Source organism: Kribbella sp. CWNU-51, from assembly GCF_054073265.1.
On sequence record NZ_JBSXMZ010000038.1, the window covers coordinates 1 to 16,158 of the forward strand.

The window sequence follows — 16,158 nt, forward strand, 5'->3', positions numbered from 1 at the left end:
CGCACCTCGGACAACTTCCGCCCCATCACAACACCCTCCAACAATCAGGCGTTGCAACAATCCCCTGAATCTGCCGTCACATGCAGCACATTTGTTTCCCCAAATCCCGCGTCACGTCCGGCGGAAGCGGACCAGGGGGTAGAGCGGGGTCTGGTCGGTGGTGCGGAGTGGGCCGGGGAACGTGGTGGCGCCGTCGAGGGTGAGTCCGTAGCGGGCGGCCTGGGCGACGAGGAGGGTGAGCGCGTCCTGGGCCCGTGACTCGTTCGGAACGCGTCCGTCGGCGTACCGGCCGGCGTCGGACTTCTCGGTCGTGGTGACGAAGACGCCGCCGGGGCGCAGGACGCGGGCGACCTCGGCGATGACCGGCTCGCTGTCGTCGAGCAAGTGCAGGAACCAGATCGCGACGACTGCGTCGCAGCGGCGGTCGGCGATCGGGAGCCGGAAAGCGTCCGCGGCGGCCACATGACCGGGCAGCCGGACCCGGGCGCGCCGAAGCATCGCCGTGGACAGGTCGATCCCGTGCACCAAGTTGCCCCGGGCAACCAGTTCGGCGCCGACGATCCCGGTGCCGACGGCGAGCTCGAGAACCCGTCCGCCCTTCGGCAGCAGGGAATCGACGGCCTCCGCGGCGGCCTCGGCGCGGGCGGATCCGCCGCGGGTTTCGTCGTACCGGGCGGCTTCGGCTTCGTCGTAATCGAGGCGGCCGGACGTGTCCCACAGGGCGGGCCAGGGGATGTCGACCTGGGCGAGCATGCGGCGGAGCAGCGGGAGGGAGAGGCCGACGACGTTGTGGTAGTCGCCTTCGATGGCGGTGACGAAGGGGCCGCCGAGGCCGTCGACGGTGAAGGAGCCGGCGACGACGAGCGGTTCGCCGGTGGCGACGTACGCGTCGATCTCGGCGTCGGTGAGGTCGGCGAAGAAGACCTTGGTGGACTCGAGTTCGCGCAACTCCTGCTTCGAGTTGGTGTCGATCAGGCAGTGACCGGTGTGCAGTACGCCGGTGCGTCCGCGCATCGACCGGAGTCGTTCGCGGGCCACCTCCGGCGTACCGGGTTTGCCGTACGCGACACCGTCGAGCTCGAGGACCGAGTCGCAGCCGAGCACGGTCGCGTGGTCGTCCAGGCTCGCGACGACAGCGCGCGCCTTCAGCGTGGCCAGCAGACGGGCGAGCTCACCCGGGGTCTCCGCGGTGATGTGGTCCTCGTCGACACCGGAGACGATCACCTCGGGCTCGACGCCGGCGCCGCGCAACGTCTTCAACCGCGCCGGCGAGGCCGAGGCGAGGACGAACCGCGGCTTCACAGCTTGGCCAGGGCCCGCCGTAGCGGGTCCAGCCCGATCGACCCCAGGTTCAGCGCGTCCGAGTGGAACGTCCGCAGATCGAACGCGGATCCCTTGCGCTGCTTGGCTTCCTCCCGCGCCTGCAGCCAGATCCGCTCCCCGACCTTGTACGACGGGGCCTGCCCGGGCCAGCCGAGATAGCGGTTCAGCTCGGCCCGCAGGAACTCGGTCTCCATCCGGCAGTGCGCGCGCAGGAACTCGAACCCGAGGTCGGCGTTCCACCGCTCGCCCGGATGCCAGCCGAACGGGTTGTCGCGCGGGATCTCCAGCTCCAGGTGCATGCCGATGTCGACGATCACCCGGGCCGCCCGGAACCCCTGCGCATCGAGCATGCCGAAGCGCGCGCCGGGGTCCTCGAGGTACCCCAGTTCCTCCATCAGACGTTCGGCGTACAGCGCCCAGCCCTCGCCGTGACCGGAGACCCAGCAGGCGATCCGCTGCCAGCGGTTCAGCAGGTCCGTGCGCAGCATCGTCTGCGCGCACTGGAGGTGATGCCCGGGCACGCCCTCGTGGTAGACCGTGGTGACCTCACGCCAGGTGGCGAAGTCCTCGACGCCGTTCGGCACCGCCCACCACATCCGGCCCGGCCGAGTGGTCAGGTCCTCGCTCGGCGGCGTGTAGTAGATCGAGCCGTCGGAGGTCGGCGCGATCATGCATTCGAGGGTGCGGATCTCGGCGGGGATGTCGAAGTGCGTGCCGCCCAGCTCGGCCACGGCCGCGTCGGACAGCTGCTGCATCCAGTCCCGGAACGGTTCCTTGCCGTGGATCTTGCGGCCGGGGTCGTCGTCCAGCAGCGCGGCGGCCGCCTCGATGCTGCGGTCGCCGCCGTTCAGGCCGGCCGCGATCGCCTGCATGTCCGTCTCGATCCGGGCCAGTTCCTCCCAGCCCCAGGCGTAGGTCTCCTCGAAGTCGATCGCCGCACCGAGGAAGTCGCGCGAGGCCAGCTCGTACACCTCGCGGCCGCATGCGTCCCGCTGCGGCGCCCGCGGCGCGAGCTCGGCGGTCAGCCAGGCGCCGAACTCCTCGTACGCCTTCCGCGCCGACGCGGCCGCGGCCTCCACGGTCGCCTTGACCGCGTGGTCCGGCGCTTGCGCGGCGAGGCCGGCGAAGAAGTCGTCACCGTCGGCGCCGGTCCAGCTGGCGATCCGTGCGGCCAGGTCGTTCACCTGGCGCAGCGCTGACACCCGGCCCTTGCCGGCCTGCTCGAGCAACGTGTCGCGGTACCCGTCGAGGGCCGTGCCGACCTGGCCGAGCCGGATCGCGATCGTCTCCCAGTCCTGATCCGTTGCGGTCGGCATCAAGTCGAACACCTGCCGGATCTCGGCCGGGACCGAGGCGATCGCGTTCAGCTGGTGCTGGGGGACGCCGGCCTCGAACCGCTCGAGCTCCAGCCCGAGCCGCTCCAGGAACGCGTCCTTGGCGACCTCCTCACGCGGACTGCCGGTCTCGATCGCCTGCGCTTCGGCGACCGACCGTTGGGTCAGCTCGGCCAGCGCCTCGAACCCGGACGGCGTGTAGTCCGGCAGTTCGTGGTCGTGGCCCGCGATCCCCATGAAGGTGGCGGCGGTCGGCGACAGGGCGACGTACTGCTCGAGGTGCCGGTCGGCGAGCTGGTCGATCGGGCTGTTCGGCGTACTGGCCGGGATGCTGGCATCGGTCACCTGGCCGACCCTACCCCGCGGGGGGCCGCTGAGCTGACCTGTTTGTTGCCGATACTGTGGGCGGTCGCTGTCCACGTGCAGCGTTGCTTCGAGAAGGGAACGGCGTTGAGCCAGACACCGTTCGGCGGACCGCCCGGCCAGAATCAGCCGTATCCGCCGTACCAGCAGCCGGGTCCGCCGCCCGGTCCACCATCTGGCCGACCGCCAGGCCCGCCGCCCGGTCCTTACGGTCCGCCGCCGGGCCAGTACGGCGTACCGCAGTACGGGCACTCGATGGCGCCACAGCAGGGACCCGGATTCAGCTGGGGACCCAACTTCGGGCCGCCCACCGGTCCGGGTGGACCCGGCGGGCACGGGTTCCAGCCGGGCTGGCAGCCGCAGCGGCCGAAGAGGAAGTCCAAGGGCCCGCTGATCGCGATCCTCAGCCTCGTCGGCGTGGCCGTCGTCGGCGCATGGGCCTTCGGCGTGATCAAGAAGAACGCCGACAATACCTACACGCCGCCGGTGAGCTCGCGCCGGTACACACCGGAGCCGACCACCACGTCGGAGCCGACCGAAGAGCCGACTGGAGAGCCGACCACGACGACCTCGACGTCGCCAGAGGGCCCGTCCGACTCGACGATCGTCGCCAAGAACGCGCTCTACAAGGTCGGCCAGATGCGCACGGTCAACTGCAAGGAGCCCCGCGTCCGGCCGACCAACGCCCACAACGCGGCGGCGTACTGGGCCGCGATCAAGCCCTGCCTGGACAAGTCCTGGGCGCCGCTGGTGGCGAAGGCGGGCTACACGTTCCGGGCGCCGAAGATGCTCTACTGGTCGGGCACCAGCGTCCACAGCCCGTGCGGCGACGGACCGGTGAACGTGCCCTTCTACTGCTCCGGCAACCACATGATGTACATGAAGGTCGACGTCTTCGTGAAGACCTACAACGAGTATCCGGACGCGGAGTCCAAGGCCTACGCCCGGATGTGGTACTCGCGGTCGATCGCGCACGAGTACGGGCACAGCGTGCAATACATGACCGGGATCCTGCAGGCGTCCAGCAAGATGCGGTACGAGCAGACCGACTATGCCGGCCAGATGCGGATGACGCGCCGGATGGAACTGCAGGCGAACTGCTTCGCCGGTGTCTTCCTGGCTGCGAACAAGCGCAGCTACCCGATCAACGGCCTGATGCTCAGCGTCTGGAAGAAGTGGGTCGTCACCGCCGGCGACAAGCCCGAGCAGGGCGACCACGGCAGCGTCGCGAGCCAGGCGCGCTTCATGGGCAAGTCCTTCACCAATGCGAATCCCGCGTCCTGCAACACGTTCGCGGCCTCACCGGCCAACGTCAGCTAGGTCAGCTCCGGCGGAGCGACCTGCCGCCAGGAGTCGAGCAGGATGTCGCGCAGTTCGCCGGCGTCCTCGAGCGCGGCGAGGCGGGCTCGAACCCAGTTCGAACCCGCCTCGTGCGGCGGAACCCAGAACTTCTCGGGTTCCGCCGCGATCAGCTCTTCCCGCTCCAGCCGCGGACACCGCACCGCGAACGACGTCTGATCGTCCGGGACCGTGATGAACATCCGGCCGGCCACGTCGAAGGTCGGGTGCCCCCACCGCTGCTTCTCCACCGTCTCCGGGAAGGACAGCGCGATCCGTCGTACGTCGTCAGCATCGAGCACGCGGACACCTTAAGCGGTGCGCTTCCGGCCGGGTAGCAGAAGGGCGACGACCGCGCCGACGGCGACGATGGCGGCGCCGGTCCAGACCGCGGGGACCAGTCCGTCGGCGTACCGGGCCGGGGACTCGTAGGAGCCGGCCGAGGCGAAGACCGAGGCCAGGACGGCGACCCCCATCGCGACACCGACCTCGCGGATGGTGTTGTTCGTGCCGGACGCCACGCCACGGTCGGCGTCGGACGCACTCGCCATCACGACACTCGCCGCCGGCGCGAAGGTCAGCCCCATCCCGACACCGGCCAGGACGAACGGGATGACCATCTCGCCGTACTGAGTCGTGGCTGTCGTGATCAGAGCCAGCCAGCCGAGCGCCACGGCGAGGAGCACCTGTCCGGTCGTGATCAGGAGGCGCGGGCCGACCCGGTCGACGATCAGGCCGGCGATCGGTGCGACCACCATCGGCGCCATCGTCCAAGGCAGGGTCCGGACGCCCGACTCCAGCGGGCTGTATCCCTGCACGACCTGGAAGAACTGCGCCAGCAGGAAGACCGAGCCGAACACGCCGACCGAGAACGTGAACGAGGTGAAGTTCACGACGCTGAACGCCCGGACCGAGAACAACCGCAGCGGCAGCATCGGAGCCGGCGTACGCCGCTCCCAGCCGACGAAAGCGGCCAGCAAGGCCACACCAGCGACCAGCGAGCCCAGGACGCTACCCGACGTCCAGCCGTCGCCGGCGCCGTGCACGACACCCCAGACGATCGACAGTACGCCGGCGGCCGCCAGGACCAACCCGATCAGATCCAGGCGCTTCGGCGTACCCTTCGACTCGGTCAGAACGCGCGCGGCGAGCAGTACGGCGACCACACCGACCGGCACGTTCAGCCAGAAGATCCACTGCCAGTTCAGGCCGTCGACGACGGCTCCACCGACGACCGGACCGACGGCCACACCGAGTCCGGAGATGCCACCCCAGATCCCGATCGCGGCACTGCGCATCTTGTCCGGTACGGCGCCGGCCAGCAACGTCAGCGACAACGGCATCACGGCCGCCGCGCCGACGCCCTGGATGGCCCGGGACCCGATCAGCATCCACGGCTCGGTCGCCATCGCGCAGGCCGCCGAGGCCAGCGTGAACAGAGCGATCCCGGCCAGGAACACCCGCCGCCGGCCGAGCCGGTCGCCGATGGCCGCCATCGTCAGCAGCAAGGCGGCGAAGGACAGCGTGTACGCGTTCACGAACCACTGCAGGTCGGACAGCGACGCGCCGAGCTCGGTCTTGATCACCGGCAGCGCGTTCGTCACGACCAGGTTGTCCAGGGTGACCATGAAGGTGGGAATCCCCACCGCGGCGAGAACGGCGCCCAGCCCGTAGCTGCGGGTTCGCCCGGTCCGCAGCGGCTCATCGAGAGCGGTCGACGACATCTCAATCTCCTAGTTGTAATTGACTGATAACAAGTTCGGTGAGACCAAAGTATGCATCCGCTGATAACATGTCAAGCGACGAGAGGAGCCCGGATGGCGACGAAGGTGCGACTGACCGCCAAGGAGCGGGGTGCGGAAGTGCTGGAGGCGGCGGTCCGGGCGTTCGCCGCATCCGGTTACGAGGGCACCAAGACGGACGAGATCGCGCGGATGGCGGGGGTGTCCCAGCCGTACGTGATCCGGTTGTTCGGGACCAAGCAGCAGCTGTTCATGGCCGCGGTCCAGGCCGTCTGTGAGCGGATCGAACAGATCTTCCGCGAGGCGGCCGCGGAGTCGCCCGACCTGCACAACCTCGGCCGCAACTACAAACGGCTGCTGTCCGAGCCCGAACTCCTGCTGGTCCTCCTGCACGGCTTCTCCGCCAGCGGCGAACCGGCCATCGGCGACTGCGTCCGCGAGCGCTTCGGCGGCATCTACCGCCTGGTCCGCGAACTCACCGGCGCATCCCCCGAGGAGGCCCGCGAGTTCCTGGCCACCGGCATGCTTCTCACCGTCATGTCAGCCATGCAGGTCCTCGGCCCCGACGCCATCAACCTCCCCTGGGCCAAAGAACTAACCGAAACCCTCGGCTCCGACTAACCCACGCGCGCTACCGCGCTTGATCAACCACACCGTGGTCCCGGGCTCAGTGGTTGGTTCAGCCCGACCGAACGAGTGTCACGGTCTGTGGACGGGAGTCGCGCCGACCCAGCGGTGGTAGGCGTCGAGGTCGACGTTGCTTCCGCACACGATGGTGACCACGTGCCGGCCGGCGAAGCGGTCGGGGTCTTCGAGGATCGCCGCGATGCCGAGCGCGGCGGACGGTTCGACGACGAGGCCGGCGTGGTCGAGGAGCAGCCGCATACCTGCGACGATCGACGTCTCCTGGACCAGAACGGCGTCGTCAGCGACCACGAGGAGGTCGTCCAGGACGGCCGGGATGGGATACCGACCCGCGACGCCGTCGGCGATGGTGTTGGTCGAGTCGGTGGTGACCACACGGCGTTGGTGCCACGAGTGAGTCAACGCCGGTGCGCCCAGCGGCTGCACGCAGATCACCTGGACCTCCGGCGCCAAGGCCTTCATCACATGGCCTACGCCGGTGGCCATCGCCCCGCCGCCGAGAGCGATCAGCACGGTGTCGAACGATGGCGCGGCGTCCACCAGTTCCAGGCCGATGGTTGCCGCGCCCTCGCAGGTTTCGAGGTCCAGGCTGTCTTCGAGCAGCCGGATGCCGTCGTACCGCGCGATGGCCGCCGCACGCTCGCGGGCCAGCTCGTGGTCGCCGTCCACCAGTTCCAACCTGGCGCCCAACGCGCGGATGCGATCAAGCTTGGCCGCCGTCGCGAAGCGAGATGCCACGACGGTGACGTCGAGCCCGCGTCCGCGACCGGACCAGGCGAGAGCTTGGCCGAGGTTACCCGCGCTGGCGCACACCACGGATCGCGAATCACTATCGGCGAGCTGGGTCGCGACCAACTCGGTGCCGCGGGCCTTGAAACTGCGGACCGGGTTCGCGGTTTCGAGCTTGATGCTCACCGCGCAGCCGAGGGCGGGCTCCAGAGCCTCGCAGCGGTACTGCGGAGTGTCGAGAAAGACCGGGTCGATCACCCGACGAGCCGCCCGGATCCGACCAGTGTCCAGCCGCGTCTCCCGCACGCGACGGGAGTGTAGCCTGAGCGGCGCTCACGCCAGGCAGATTCCAGTAAGGCGACGATCGTGCGCGAACACATCACCTGATGGGCCTGAACCAACCACCGAGCCCGGGACCACGGTGTGATTGACCCAACCACCGTGCTCCAAAAACCACGGTGTGGTTGATGAAGCGCGGTAGCGCGCAACCTGGGGTGGGAGCGCGCGGAGCGGACGCGACGAAGGAGTGTGGGCTACCGTCCGCGCCCTGCACGCTCCGCGGGCTACCTACGCGGCCGGTCCACAGGCGAGTGTGGTCAGCGCCGTCTCTTCATCACCACCGCCGCCAGCGAGCCGCAGTCGGGGGTGTGGGGCGCGAAGTGGTGGGCCGGGCCAGAATATTTCGGCTCTCTGCTGGATGTGTGGGTGATGCGAGTGTGGGGCGGTTGGGATGTGCAGCTTGACAGGAAGTGCCGGTGCAGGGGTGCTGCTCGGGCGAGGCATTCACGCCTGAGATCGGCCGGCCCGGCCGGGGCTGGGGCCGACACCTCCTGTTGACCTTGCACGTCCCAGCCTCCCGTTGCGCCCCGTCAGCCTCCGACCGCACCGAACCGACCGCACTGCGGGGCAGGGCGGCGGAGGCGGGGCAGGGCGGCGGAGGCGGGGCGGGTTCGTGGTGTTGACGGTGGGATCGGTGCGGATCTGCGGGACCTCGGACACCATCTGGGGTCGTCGGACAGGTTGTGCCGTGTCCGCGGTCCCTGGTGCCTGTCCGAGGTCGCAGCGATCCCGCCGTTGGCCGGGGGCCTCACACAGGACGTGGTGGGCGGGGGCCTGACATTGCAGGTCCCGCCCACCACAAGCTGTTTCAGGTCAGCGGATCCGGCCTCCGACGAGGACGTGGCACGTCGGCCACCATCCACACATTGAGCAGGAGACCCGTTATTTCTTGTGCCAGCACCCCAGAAGGTGTCCCAACCTCCGGGAGGTGGTGGGGTCGGCGATCAACCGAATCGATGAGATCGCATTCGGCATCCTTGACTGTCCAAAATTCTTGACACAGCTCACTGGCCGCGGGAGCACGCGTGGGCGACCACATCACCCGGTGGGGTTGAGCCAAGCACCGTGCCCCAAAAACCACGGTGTGGTTGATGAAGCGCGGCACCGCGCGACCTGGGGTGGGCGGAGCGGACGCGACGAAGGAGTGACGCGTGGGCGAACACAGGCCTTCTGTCAGTGGGTTCCGGCGAGGTGGGAGTGGACTGCGGAGATCACGACTGAGCCTTCTCCGACGGCGGAGGCGACGCGCTTGACGGAGCCGGCGCGGACGTCGCCGACGGCGTACAGGCCGGGTACTGAGGTTTCGAAGGATCCTCGGGTTGTGACGAATCCTTTGTCGTCGAGTTCTACGCCGATGTCGGAGAGCCATGCGGTGCGTGGGACCGCGCCGATCATCAAGAACAGTCCGCCCGCCTCGAGCCGGACGTCTTGTTGGCTGCGCTCGTCTCGCCAGGTCAGTTCGGTGACGCGGTCTGCACCGGCAACCGAGGTCAGCTGCGACTGAGGGTGGACGGTGATCCGTTCGTGGTGAGCGATCCGCTGCTCGAGGTAGGTCGACATGGTCTCGGCGAGGCTGTCGCGGCGAATGAGGACGTGTACCTGGTTGGCCTGCTGGGCGAGGAACAAGGCGGCTTGGCCGGCTGAATTGGCGCCTCCGACCACCACCACGTTTCGTCCGAAGCATGCCCGTGCTTCGAGTTCGGTTGCGGCGTAGTAGACGCCGCGGCCTTCGAACTCGGCGACACCTGGGATCCCCAATCGGCGGTACTGGATACCGCTGGCGATGACAACGGCCCGGGCTGCGACATCTTGCTCGCCATCGAGCCGGACCCGGAATCCGCCGGGGGTCTGCGAGAGCTCGGTCACCGAGCGAGGTGAGACCAACCGGGCCCCGAACTTCACCGCCTGCAGCATCGCCGACCGAGCCAGCTCGCTGCCGGACACCCCGCGTGGGAAGCCGAGGTAGTTCTCGATCCGCGACGACGTGCCGGCCTGCCCGCCCAAAGCGACATCTTCGACGATGACGACGTCGAGTCCTTCGGACGCGCCGTACACGGCAGCGGCCAAGCCCGCCGGGCCGGCGCCGACGATCAGGAGATCGCAACGTGCTTGGCCGGAGATCGCACACAGGTCGAGACCGATGGCGGTGGCCAGTTCGCGCGTCGTCGGCTCGGCCAGGATCCGACGTCGGCCGGTCACCACAGCCGTCCCCTTGTCCGGCAGCGCACACGTCGCCGCGAGCTCGGCCCAAGCGGCCGGGTTGGAGCGCAGCACCGTCCGATAGGGAACGTGATTGCGCTCGGCGAACTGCTGCAGCCGGTGCAGGTCACGATCGTCGTCGCCGGCGAGGACGAGGCCGCCCTCGCCGATACGGGTCAGCAGGCGTCGTCGCGCATCGAAGGCGGAGAGCAGCACGTCGCCGAGCTCTACTGAGGTCGCCACGAGCCGCCGCAGGTCCTCGATCGGCACCCGCAACACCACACTGTCGGGCATCGCAACGCCCGCGAGGAAGGCCGGCTGTCCCATCAGCATGCCGAGTTCGCCGACGAAGTCGCCGGCTTCCACCACGAACACGACCCGGTCGTCCCGCCGATCCACGAGACCGACTCCACCCGCGAGTACGAGGTGCAGGTCGTAGCCGTCGCCCGCATCCCACAACACCTCACCGGCCGCGGGACGGATCACCTGGCCGACCGACTCCAACAGCCCTCGGACCTGCTCGCCGAACTCAGGCCAAGCCTGATCATCGACAGCATCCGCACGGCGGGAGGAGTATCGCGTCCGCTCATCGGCCGCTGGAGTGGTGCTCACGTAGCTACCTCCAGCCCTAGTCGCGGCCGAGTTTTTGGCCGGCGGCGAACCAGATGGTCACGGTTGCGAGGACTAGTGCGCCGACGGTGATCAGCAGTGAGCCTGGCACGTCCGCGCCCTGCACCAGCGCGGCCGCCACCGCGACCACCGGGACGATGAGCGCGGCGATTGCCCCGGGCAACCACCAGCGGCGGAGGGCGTCTCGGTGGACCCGCGCGTACGACGGGACCTGGGCGGCGAACGCGGTCGCCAGATGCACCACCACCAACGCGATCGCGGTGACGGCCAGGCTCCAGCTCAGCTCGCCCGGCGCCCGCATCAACCAGCCGGCCGGGACGACCACCAGGAAGACCAGCCCGGCCGGCGAGTCTGGCAACACCACCGTTGCCAGCAGCGTCGGCACCGCGATCAGTGGGATCAGATCGGCCTGATCCCACGACTGCATTGCCGGCACCACGAGCGCGACGGTCCCCGCGGCCGCGATCACCAACCGCACCAGCAACACAGCACGCCCCGACCCACGCACCTGCGCCAGCCACAAACTGATTCTCTCCGCAACAGTCACGATCGCATCCTCGGGGCCGAGGCCAGCCTGGATGCGTCCCGCAGTACCTCGTCCAAGGTCCCGGCGCCTCGCCACGGCACCGTCGGTACGCCGAGATCGCTGAGCCGATCGAGGTCACGGCGGCGCTCCAGCAGGCGCAGTCGCCAAGCCAGCGGCCAGGTCCGCGAGTCGTGCTCCTCGAGGTCGATGATCGATTCGATGTCCGGCGGCAACGTGTCCACGGCGATCACCGTGCAGCCCGAGTGGACGAGCGTCACGACGTACCCGAGCATCACCTGGCGGAGCAGCGGGCTGAGCACCAGCACCAGGCTGTCGGACCTGATCCGGTTCCGCCGGGCCAGCTGCTGTTCGTCCTGCTGGCGGCCCTTGCGGTCGGCGTGGACGAGCGTGTCGAGGATCCGGCGCAGGTGCCCGCGACCGCTGCCGGAGCGTACGCCGCGGACCAGGTTCCCGGTGTCGATCAGCCGGACGCGGTCGCCGTGCCGCAGGTAGTGCTCGGCGATCGACGCGGCCGCGCGGACCGCGGTGTCGAGACTGCTCGACCGCCCGTCGATCCCTTCGCTGATCCCGATCTCACCACCGGTGTCGAGCAGGATCACCACCTCGGTGTCGCGGTCCGACCACGTCGAGGTCACATGCAGCTCGCGGGTCCGCGCGGACACGGACCAATTGATCCGCCGCAACCGGTCGCCGGTGCGGAACGGCCGGACACCGGCCAGCTCGGTCCCTTCCCCCGGTCGCCGGGATCGGTGCAGACCCACCAGTCCGGCCGGCCGCGGTACGGAGTCGATCGCCTCGAAGCCCTCACGCAACGGCAGCGTGGTCACCGTCAGCGGCTCCGCCGACGTCACCTGGATCCGGTACGCGCCGAGCGCCGACGTCGCCGCGACCGTTGGTCGCTCCAACGCACGCAGGCCCCACCGCTTCGACCGCAGCCCGACCTCGAGCGTCACCGCGCCGTCCGTCACCGGCTCCGCGATCGCCGCCTGCGGCGGGTCGTACTGGAACCACTCGGACCGGGGCAGCGCCGCCACGATCAGATCGATGTCCTGGTCAACGGTTCCGGACACCCGCAGCCGGTACGTCGTCGCCTGGCCCTCGAACAACACGTCCGCATCGAGTTCGGTGTGCACCTCGGGCCGTTCCCGTGGCCGGAAGTACCGCCCCCACACCGCGACGAATGCCAGCGGCAGCCCGAACACCGCCGCGTCCGGCCGCCGCGCCAGCACCGCGATGGCGAGCAACACCGCGGCCGCGCAGATCGCGCGGACCTGCGCATGGGTCGGTCGCCACCTCATCAGCGGGAAGCGCCGACCACGGTCGGCGGTGTCGCGACCGTGCCGAGCACCGTGCGCACCACGGTCGCGCCGGTGACCTCGTGCAACCAGAGCTCGGGCCGCACGGTGATCCGGTGCGCCAGGGCAGGTACGGCGACGGCCTTCACATCCTCTGGTACGACGTAGTCCCGGCCGTGGATCACGGCGTACGCACGGGCTGTCAGGAGCAGCGCGAGCGAGCCGCGAGGTGACGCACCGACCAGGACCTGCGAGTCCCGGCGGGTCGCGGACGCGAGGTCGACGCAGTACTGACCGACGGTGTCGTCGACGGTGACCGACTCGACGGTGCGCTGGGCGGCGAGCAGTCCGGCGGCGTCGGTGACGGCGTCGACCGTCTGGTCCTCCTGCCGGCGGCTCATCCGGCGACGCAGTACCTCCCACTCCTCCGCGGCGCTCGGGTAGCCGAAGCCGATCCGCAGCATGAAGCGGTCGAGCTGTGCCTCGGGGAGCGGGTAGGTGCCTTCGTACTCGACCGGGTTCGCGGTCGCGAGCACGTGGAACGGCGTGGGCAGCGGGAAGGTCTGGCCCTCGACCGTGACCTGGTGCTCCTGCATCGACTCGAGCAGCGCGGCCTGGGTCTTCGGTGGGGTCCGGTTGATCTCGTCGGCCAGCAGCAGGCCGGTGAAGATCGGACCGGGCCGGAAGACGAACTCCGAATCCTTCTGGTCGTACACGAACGCGCCGGTCACGTCCGACGGCAACAGGTCCGGCGTGAACTGCACCCGCCGGAACTCCAGCCCGAGCGCCTGCGCGAACGACCGGGCGGCCAGCGTCTTCGCCAGGCCCGGGTAGTCCTCCAGCAGCACGTGCCCACCCGCGAGGATCCCGGCCAGCACCAGCTCCAGCGCCTCGGACTTGCCGACGACTGCCTGACTCACCCGCTCCAGCACCCGCCGGCTCAGGTCGGACACCTCACCGAGCGTCAGCTCGCGGCTAGTTCCCCCGAGCGGCTGCTCGCGATCAGTCACAGTTCCTCACAGGTTCTCGATGGTGTGGATCGCGTACTCGATCTCGCCGAGGGACGCGGTACGTTTCTCGTCGCCGGTGATCAGGCCCCAGAGCCGGTCGCCGGTGATCGCGCGGGCGCGGTCCGGCTCGAGCGAGGGATCGACGCCGTGGCGGTGGACCAGGCGATCGGTGGTGAGCTCGAGCAGCAGCGGACGGACCCGGCGGGCGAACGTCTGCGAACCCTCGCCGGCCCGGCGCTCGCGGGTGGACTCCTGGAGCCAGGTGGCGATGAACTGGGTCCGGTTGTCGTCACTCCGGGCCCGCATCGCCGCCAGTTGCTCGTCGTGGCGGGTCGGCCAGCTGGTCTCGAGTACCTCCGGGGCGATCAGCCGGACCGCCAGCGACCCGAACCCGATCGCCAGCGCGGCGGCGACGAACCACAACGGCCGCGGCGCCATCCCCGCGGCCCCGAACGCGCCGACCAGCAGCAGGCTCGCCAGCACGGTGATCCCGACATGCTGGACAAGCACCTTGTTCAGCCGCATCGACCGGACCCGGCGCTTCCCGGGCTCCGGCGGCGGACCCTTCTCCTCCAACGGCGACCATCGGTACGACGTCATGACGTCACGTCCGCGGTGTGTGCGACAGCCAGCTCGTCCCGGAGCCGCAGGAGAGCAGCCCGGGCCTCGGTGCGGGCCGCTTCGGACGAGCCGTGCGTAGAGTAACGAGCCTCGCGGTACAGCTCACCGAGGCGGTCCAGTTGCGGCTCGGAGATCCCCCCGATACCCAGGACCCGGACGGTGAACTCGGCCGGGGTCTCCGACGGATCGCGGGCCACCCCCGCGGACGCGGCCGCCTCCTCCAGCGCGACCCAGCAAGCGATCACCGCATCGGTCGCCGTCCCGGAGTCGATCCGGGACAGCCCCGTGTCGACCGCCTCGGCCAGCCGCTCGGCCTTCACCCGCTCCCACTCGGCGTCGGCCACCTCGGCCTGCGGCAACTCGACCTTGCGGATGACGCGGTAGATCCACCGGCCCAGGAACAGCGCGATCGCCGCGATCCCCAGGTAGACCAGCGCCTGCCACAACGCCTTCAGCCACTCCGGCATCGGCCGTGGCTTCACCTGACGCTGCCGCGGCGGCCCGATCGGGGTCGGCGCCGACACGGACTCGGTCGGCGTGAAGGTCGGCAGTGGACGCGGGCTCGAGCGCAGCGTGCTCTCGCTCAGCGGCCGGACCGACCCACCCGCCGACGCAAGCACCACGAAACCGGCCGCAGCGACCCCGACGAGCAGGACCGCGGCCAGCGCGAGCGCACCTCGACGCTGCGTCTGCATCTGGGAAGGCTAACCGATCAGAAGCCCGTGTCGAGGAACGGTAGGCGAGATGTGGAAAACGCTTGCGACGTCGCCGCCAGCGCACCGGCAGTGTGCTCCTCGACCAGTCCGGCCCGGCCGAGCCGCGCCAGCGACGGCCGGCCGAGGTAGACGGCCCCGAGCTCGCGGACATCGACGGTCAGATCGGCCTCCCGCGTAGTCGGCTCGCACGTGGCACCGTCCGGCCCTCCGGACAGCTGCCACTTGCCCACGTTCCACGGCAGGAAGCCGTCAGTGACGTCGAGAACGACGTCGATGTCCCGCGCGTAGGTCCGCGCCGCGAGCGCACGGCCGACGTCGACCGTCCGCACCCACAGGCCGTCCCCGGTGCGCGGCGACGGTGCGCGAGGATCGAGCAGCAGATCGAGCAGCGGGTCGTCCGACGCGAGCATCGCGCAGCGGGTCTCACTCAGCAGGTCGGGCTCGAGCAGGTAGCGCCAGAGCGCGGCATGCGACGCGATGTCCACGGCATGCACGCGGTCGACCTGCACGTACCCCTTCTCGGCGCGCTTCGTCCGGTAGTGCGCGAACCCGGTCACCTCGCCGTCGCGCTCGGCCAGCACACACCGGCGCCTCGACCCGTTCGCCGGATCAATCATCGGGTTTTCACTGATGACGTATTCGCTCCACCGATCGTCGTGCTGGAACATCCCCGGCCGCTCTTCCGCGAGCCGATTGCGCAGCGCCGCGCAGGTGGCCAGCGTCTCGCGCACATCGGCGTACCTGATCCGTACGTCGTCGATGCCGGCCACCGGCCGCAGTTCGCGCGACACCTTCGGTACGACGATCGCCTGGTGATCGGCAGCCAGTCCGTAGCCGAAGCGGCCGTAGATGACCGCCTCGCTCGCGGTCAGCGCGGCCAGCGGCTCGGTCCCGGCCTCGTGGATCTCGGTCAGTTGCGCGCGCATCAGGTCGCGCAGGATGCCGCGCCGCCGATGCGTCGGCCGGACCCCGACCAGGGTCACCCCGCCGACCGGCACCTGCGCGCCCGGCACCGCCATCCGGAATGAGAACGTCCCGGTGTGACCGACCAGTTGGCCGTCGTCGGTCGCGACCGTGCTCCGGTCGGCCTCCCAGACCCGCCGCTCCGCCTCTAATTGCGTCTCGGTCCAAGGCGCCGCGAACGCCAAGTCGAGGAGCTCCACGAGCTCGTCCCACCCACCCTTGAACCGCCCGATCTCGATCGCCATGACCCCTTGCCTACCAGACCGCCGATCCCGCGCCCACCGAATTCGCGGCCCAACGACAGACACCCCTGCTGTTAGGGGTGTCAAGCTGCGGTGGTTTGGGTGCGGTGGGCCCAGGCTGT

14 protein-coding genes are annotated in these 16,158 nt (G+C 69.7%); 2 read left to right on the forward strand and 12 right to left on the reverse strand.

Annotation, left to right across the window (positions count from 1 at the left end):
• Nucleotides 1-111 precede the first annotated feature (111 nt).
• A complete protein-coding gene (locus ACXC9Q_RS31205; protein WP_457060210.1) occupies nt 112-1,302 on the reverse strand; it encodes a Maf family nucleotide pyrophosphatase in 1,191 nt (396 codons plus the stop codon).
• The gene (locus ACXC9Q_RS31210) at nt 1,299-3,002 is read right to left on the reverse strand and encodes a DUF885 domain-containing protein (protein ID WP_457060211.1); all 1,704 of its coding nucleotides are present in this window, start codon (nt 3,000-3,002) and stop codon (nt 1,299-1,301) included. Before ACXC9Q_RS31210 ends, ACXC9Q_RS31205 begins: the two co-directional genes overlap by 4 nt.
• A 105-nt stretch (nt 3,003-3,107) precedes the next feature.
• Between ACXC9Q_RS31210 and ACXC9Q_RS31215 the strand changes: the two genes are divergently transcribed.
• Nucleotides 3,108-4,340 carry a neutral zinc metallopeptidase gene (locus ACXC9Q_RS31215; RefSeq protein WP_457060212.1) on the forward strand — a complete coding sequence of 411 codons (1,233 nt, stop codon included), beginning with the start codon at nt 3,108-3,110 and terminating at the stop codon, nt 4,338-4,340.
• On the opposite strand, the gene ACXC9Q_RS31220 is transcribed toward ACXC9Q_RS31215, so the two are convergent.
• Nucleotides 4,337-4,660 (reverse strand): MmcQ/YjbR family DNA-binding protein, encoded by a 324-nt coding sequence (locus ACXC9Q_RS31220; protein WP_328523738.1) that lies wholly within the window; start codon nt 4,658-4,660, stop codon nt 4,337-4,339. The genes ACXC9Q_RS31215 and ACXC9Q_RS31220 overlap by 4 nt on opposite strands.
• 9 nt (nt 4,661-4,669) lie before the next feature.
• Complete coding sequence (locus tag ACXC9Q_RS31225; protein WP_457060213.1) at nt 4,670-6,082, reverse strand: MFS transporter; 1,413 nt, start codon at nt 6,080-6,082, stop codon at nt 4,670-4,672.
• Nucleotides 6,083-6,175: 93 nt separating this feature from the next.
• Here ACXC9Q_RS31225 and ACXC9Q_RS31230 point away from each other — a divergent pair, with 93 nt between their 5' ends.
• Nucleotides 6,176-6,721, forward strand: coding sequence for a TetR/AcrR family transcriptional regulator (locus ACXC9Q_RS31230; protein WP_457060214.1), 546 nt, complete (start codon nt 6,176-6,178; stop codon nt 6,719-6,721).
• 78 nt (nt 6,722-6,799) lie between these two features.
• Here the strand turns inward: ACXC9Q_RS31230 and ACXC9Q_RS31235 are convergent, their stop codons facing one another.
• The 8 genes from ACXC9Q_RS31235 to ACXC9Q_RS31270 all read right to left on the reverse strand — a co-directional run bounded on the left by ACXC9Q_RS31235 (nt 6,800) and on the right by ACXC9Q_RS31270 (nt 16,039).
• Nucleotides 6,800-7,780: a threonine ammonia-lyase gene (locus ACXC9Q_RS31235; RefSeq protein ID WP_457060215.1), complete on the reverse strand. Its 981-nt coding sequence runs from the start codon at nt 7,778-7,780 to the stop codon at nt 6,800-6,802.
• Between the two features lie 1,206 nt (nt 7,781-8,986).
• A complete protein-coding gene (locus tag ACXC9Q_RS31240; RefSeq protein ID WP_457060216.1) occupies nt 8,987-10,624 on the reverse strand; it encodes an FAD-dependent oxidoreductase in 1,638 nt (545 codons plus the stop codon).
• A 16-nt stretch (nt 10,625-10,640) separates the two neighbouring features.
• Nucleotides 10,641-11,189 (reverse strand): hypothetical protein, encoded by a 549-nt coding sequence (locus ACXC9Q_RS31245; RefSeq protein ID WP_457060217.1) that lies wholly within the window; start codon nt 11,187-11,189, stop codon nt 10,641-10,643.
• Nucleotides 11,186-12,487: a DUF58 domain-containing protein gene (locus tag ACXC9Q_RS31250; RefSeq protein WP_457060218.1), complete on the reverse strand. Its 1,302-nt coding sequence runs from the start codon at nt 12,485-12,487 to the stop codon at nt 11,186-11,188. The genes ACXC9Q_RS31245 and ACXC9Q_RS31250 overlap by 4 nt, the downstream gene beginning before the upstream one ends.
• Nucleotides 12,487-13,494 (reverse strand): AAA family ATPase, encoded by a 1,008-nt coding sequence (locus tag ACXC9Q_RS31255; protein WP_457060219.1) that lies wholly within the window; start codon nt 13,492-13,494, stop codon nt 12,487-12,489. The genes ACXC9Q_RS31250 and ACXC9Q_RS31255 overlap by 1 nt, the downstream gene beginning before the upstream one ends.
• A 6-nt stretch (nt 13,495-13,500) precedes the next feature.
• On the reverse strand, nt 13,501-14,094 hold the full coding sequence (locus tag ACXC9Q_RS31260) for a hypothetical protein (protein ID WP_457060220.1): 594 nt from the start codon (nt 14,092-14,094) through the stop codon (nt 13,501-13,503).
• The gene (locus ACXC9Q_RS31265) at nt 14,091-14,810 is read right to left on the reverse strand and encodes a DUF4129 domain-containing protein (RefSeq protein ID WP_457060221.1); all 720 of its coding nucleotides are present in this window, start codon (nt 14,808-14,810) and stop codon (nt 14,091-14,093) included. The genes ACXC9Q_RS31260 and ACXC9Q_RS31265 overlap by 4 nt, the downstream gene beginning before the upstream one ends.
• Before the next feature lie 17 nt (nt 14,811-14,827).
• A complete protein-coding gene (locus ACXC9Q_RS31270) occupies nt 14,828-16,039 on the reverse strand; it encodes a GNAT family N-acetyltransferase (protein WP_457060222.1) in 1,212 nt (403 codons plus the stop codon).
• Between the last annotated feature and the right edge of the window lie 119 nt (nt 16,040-16,158).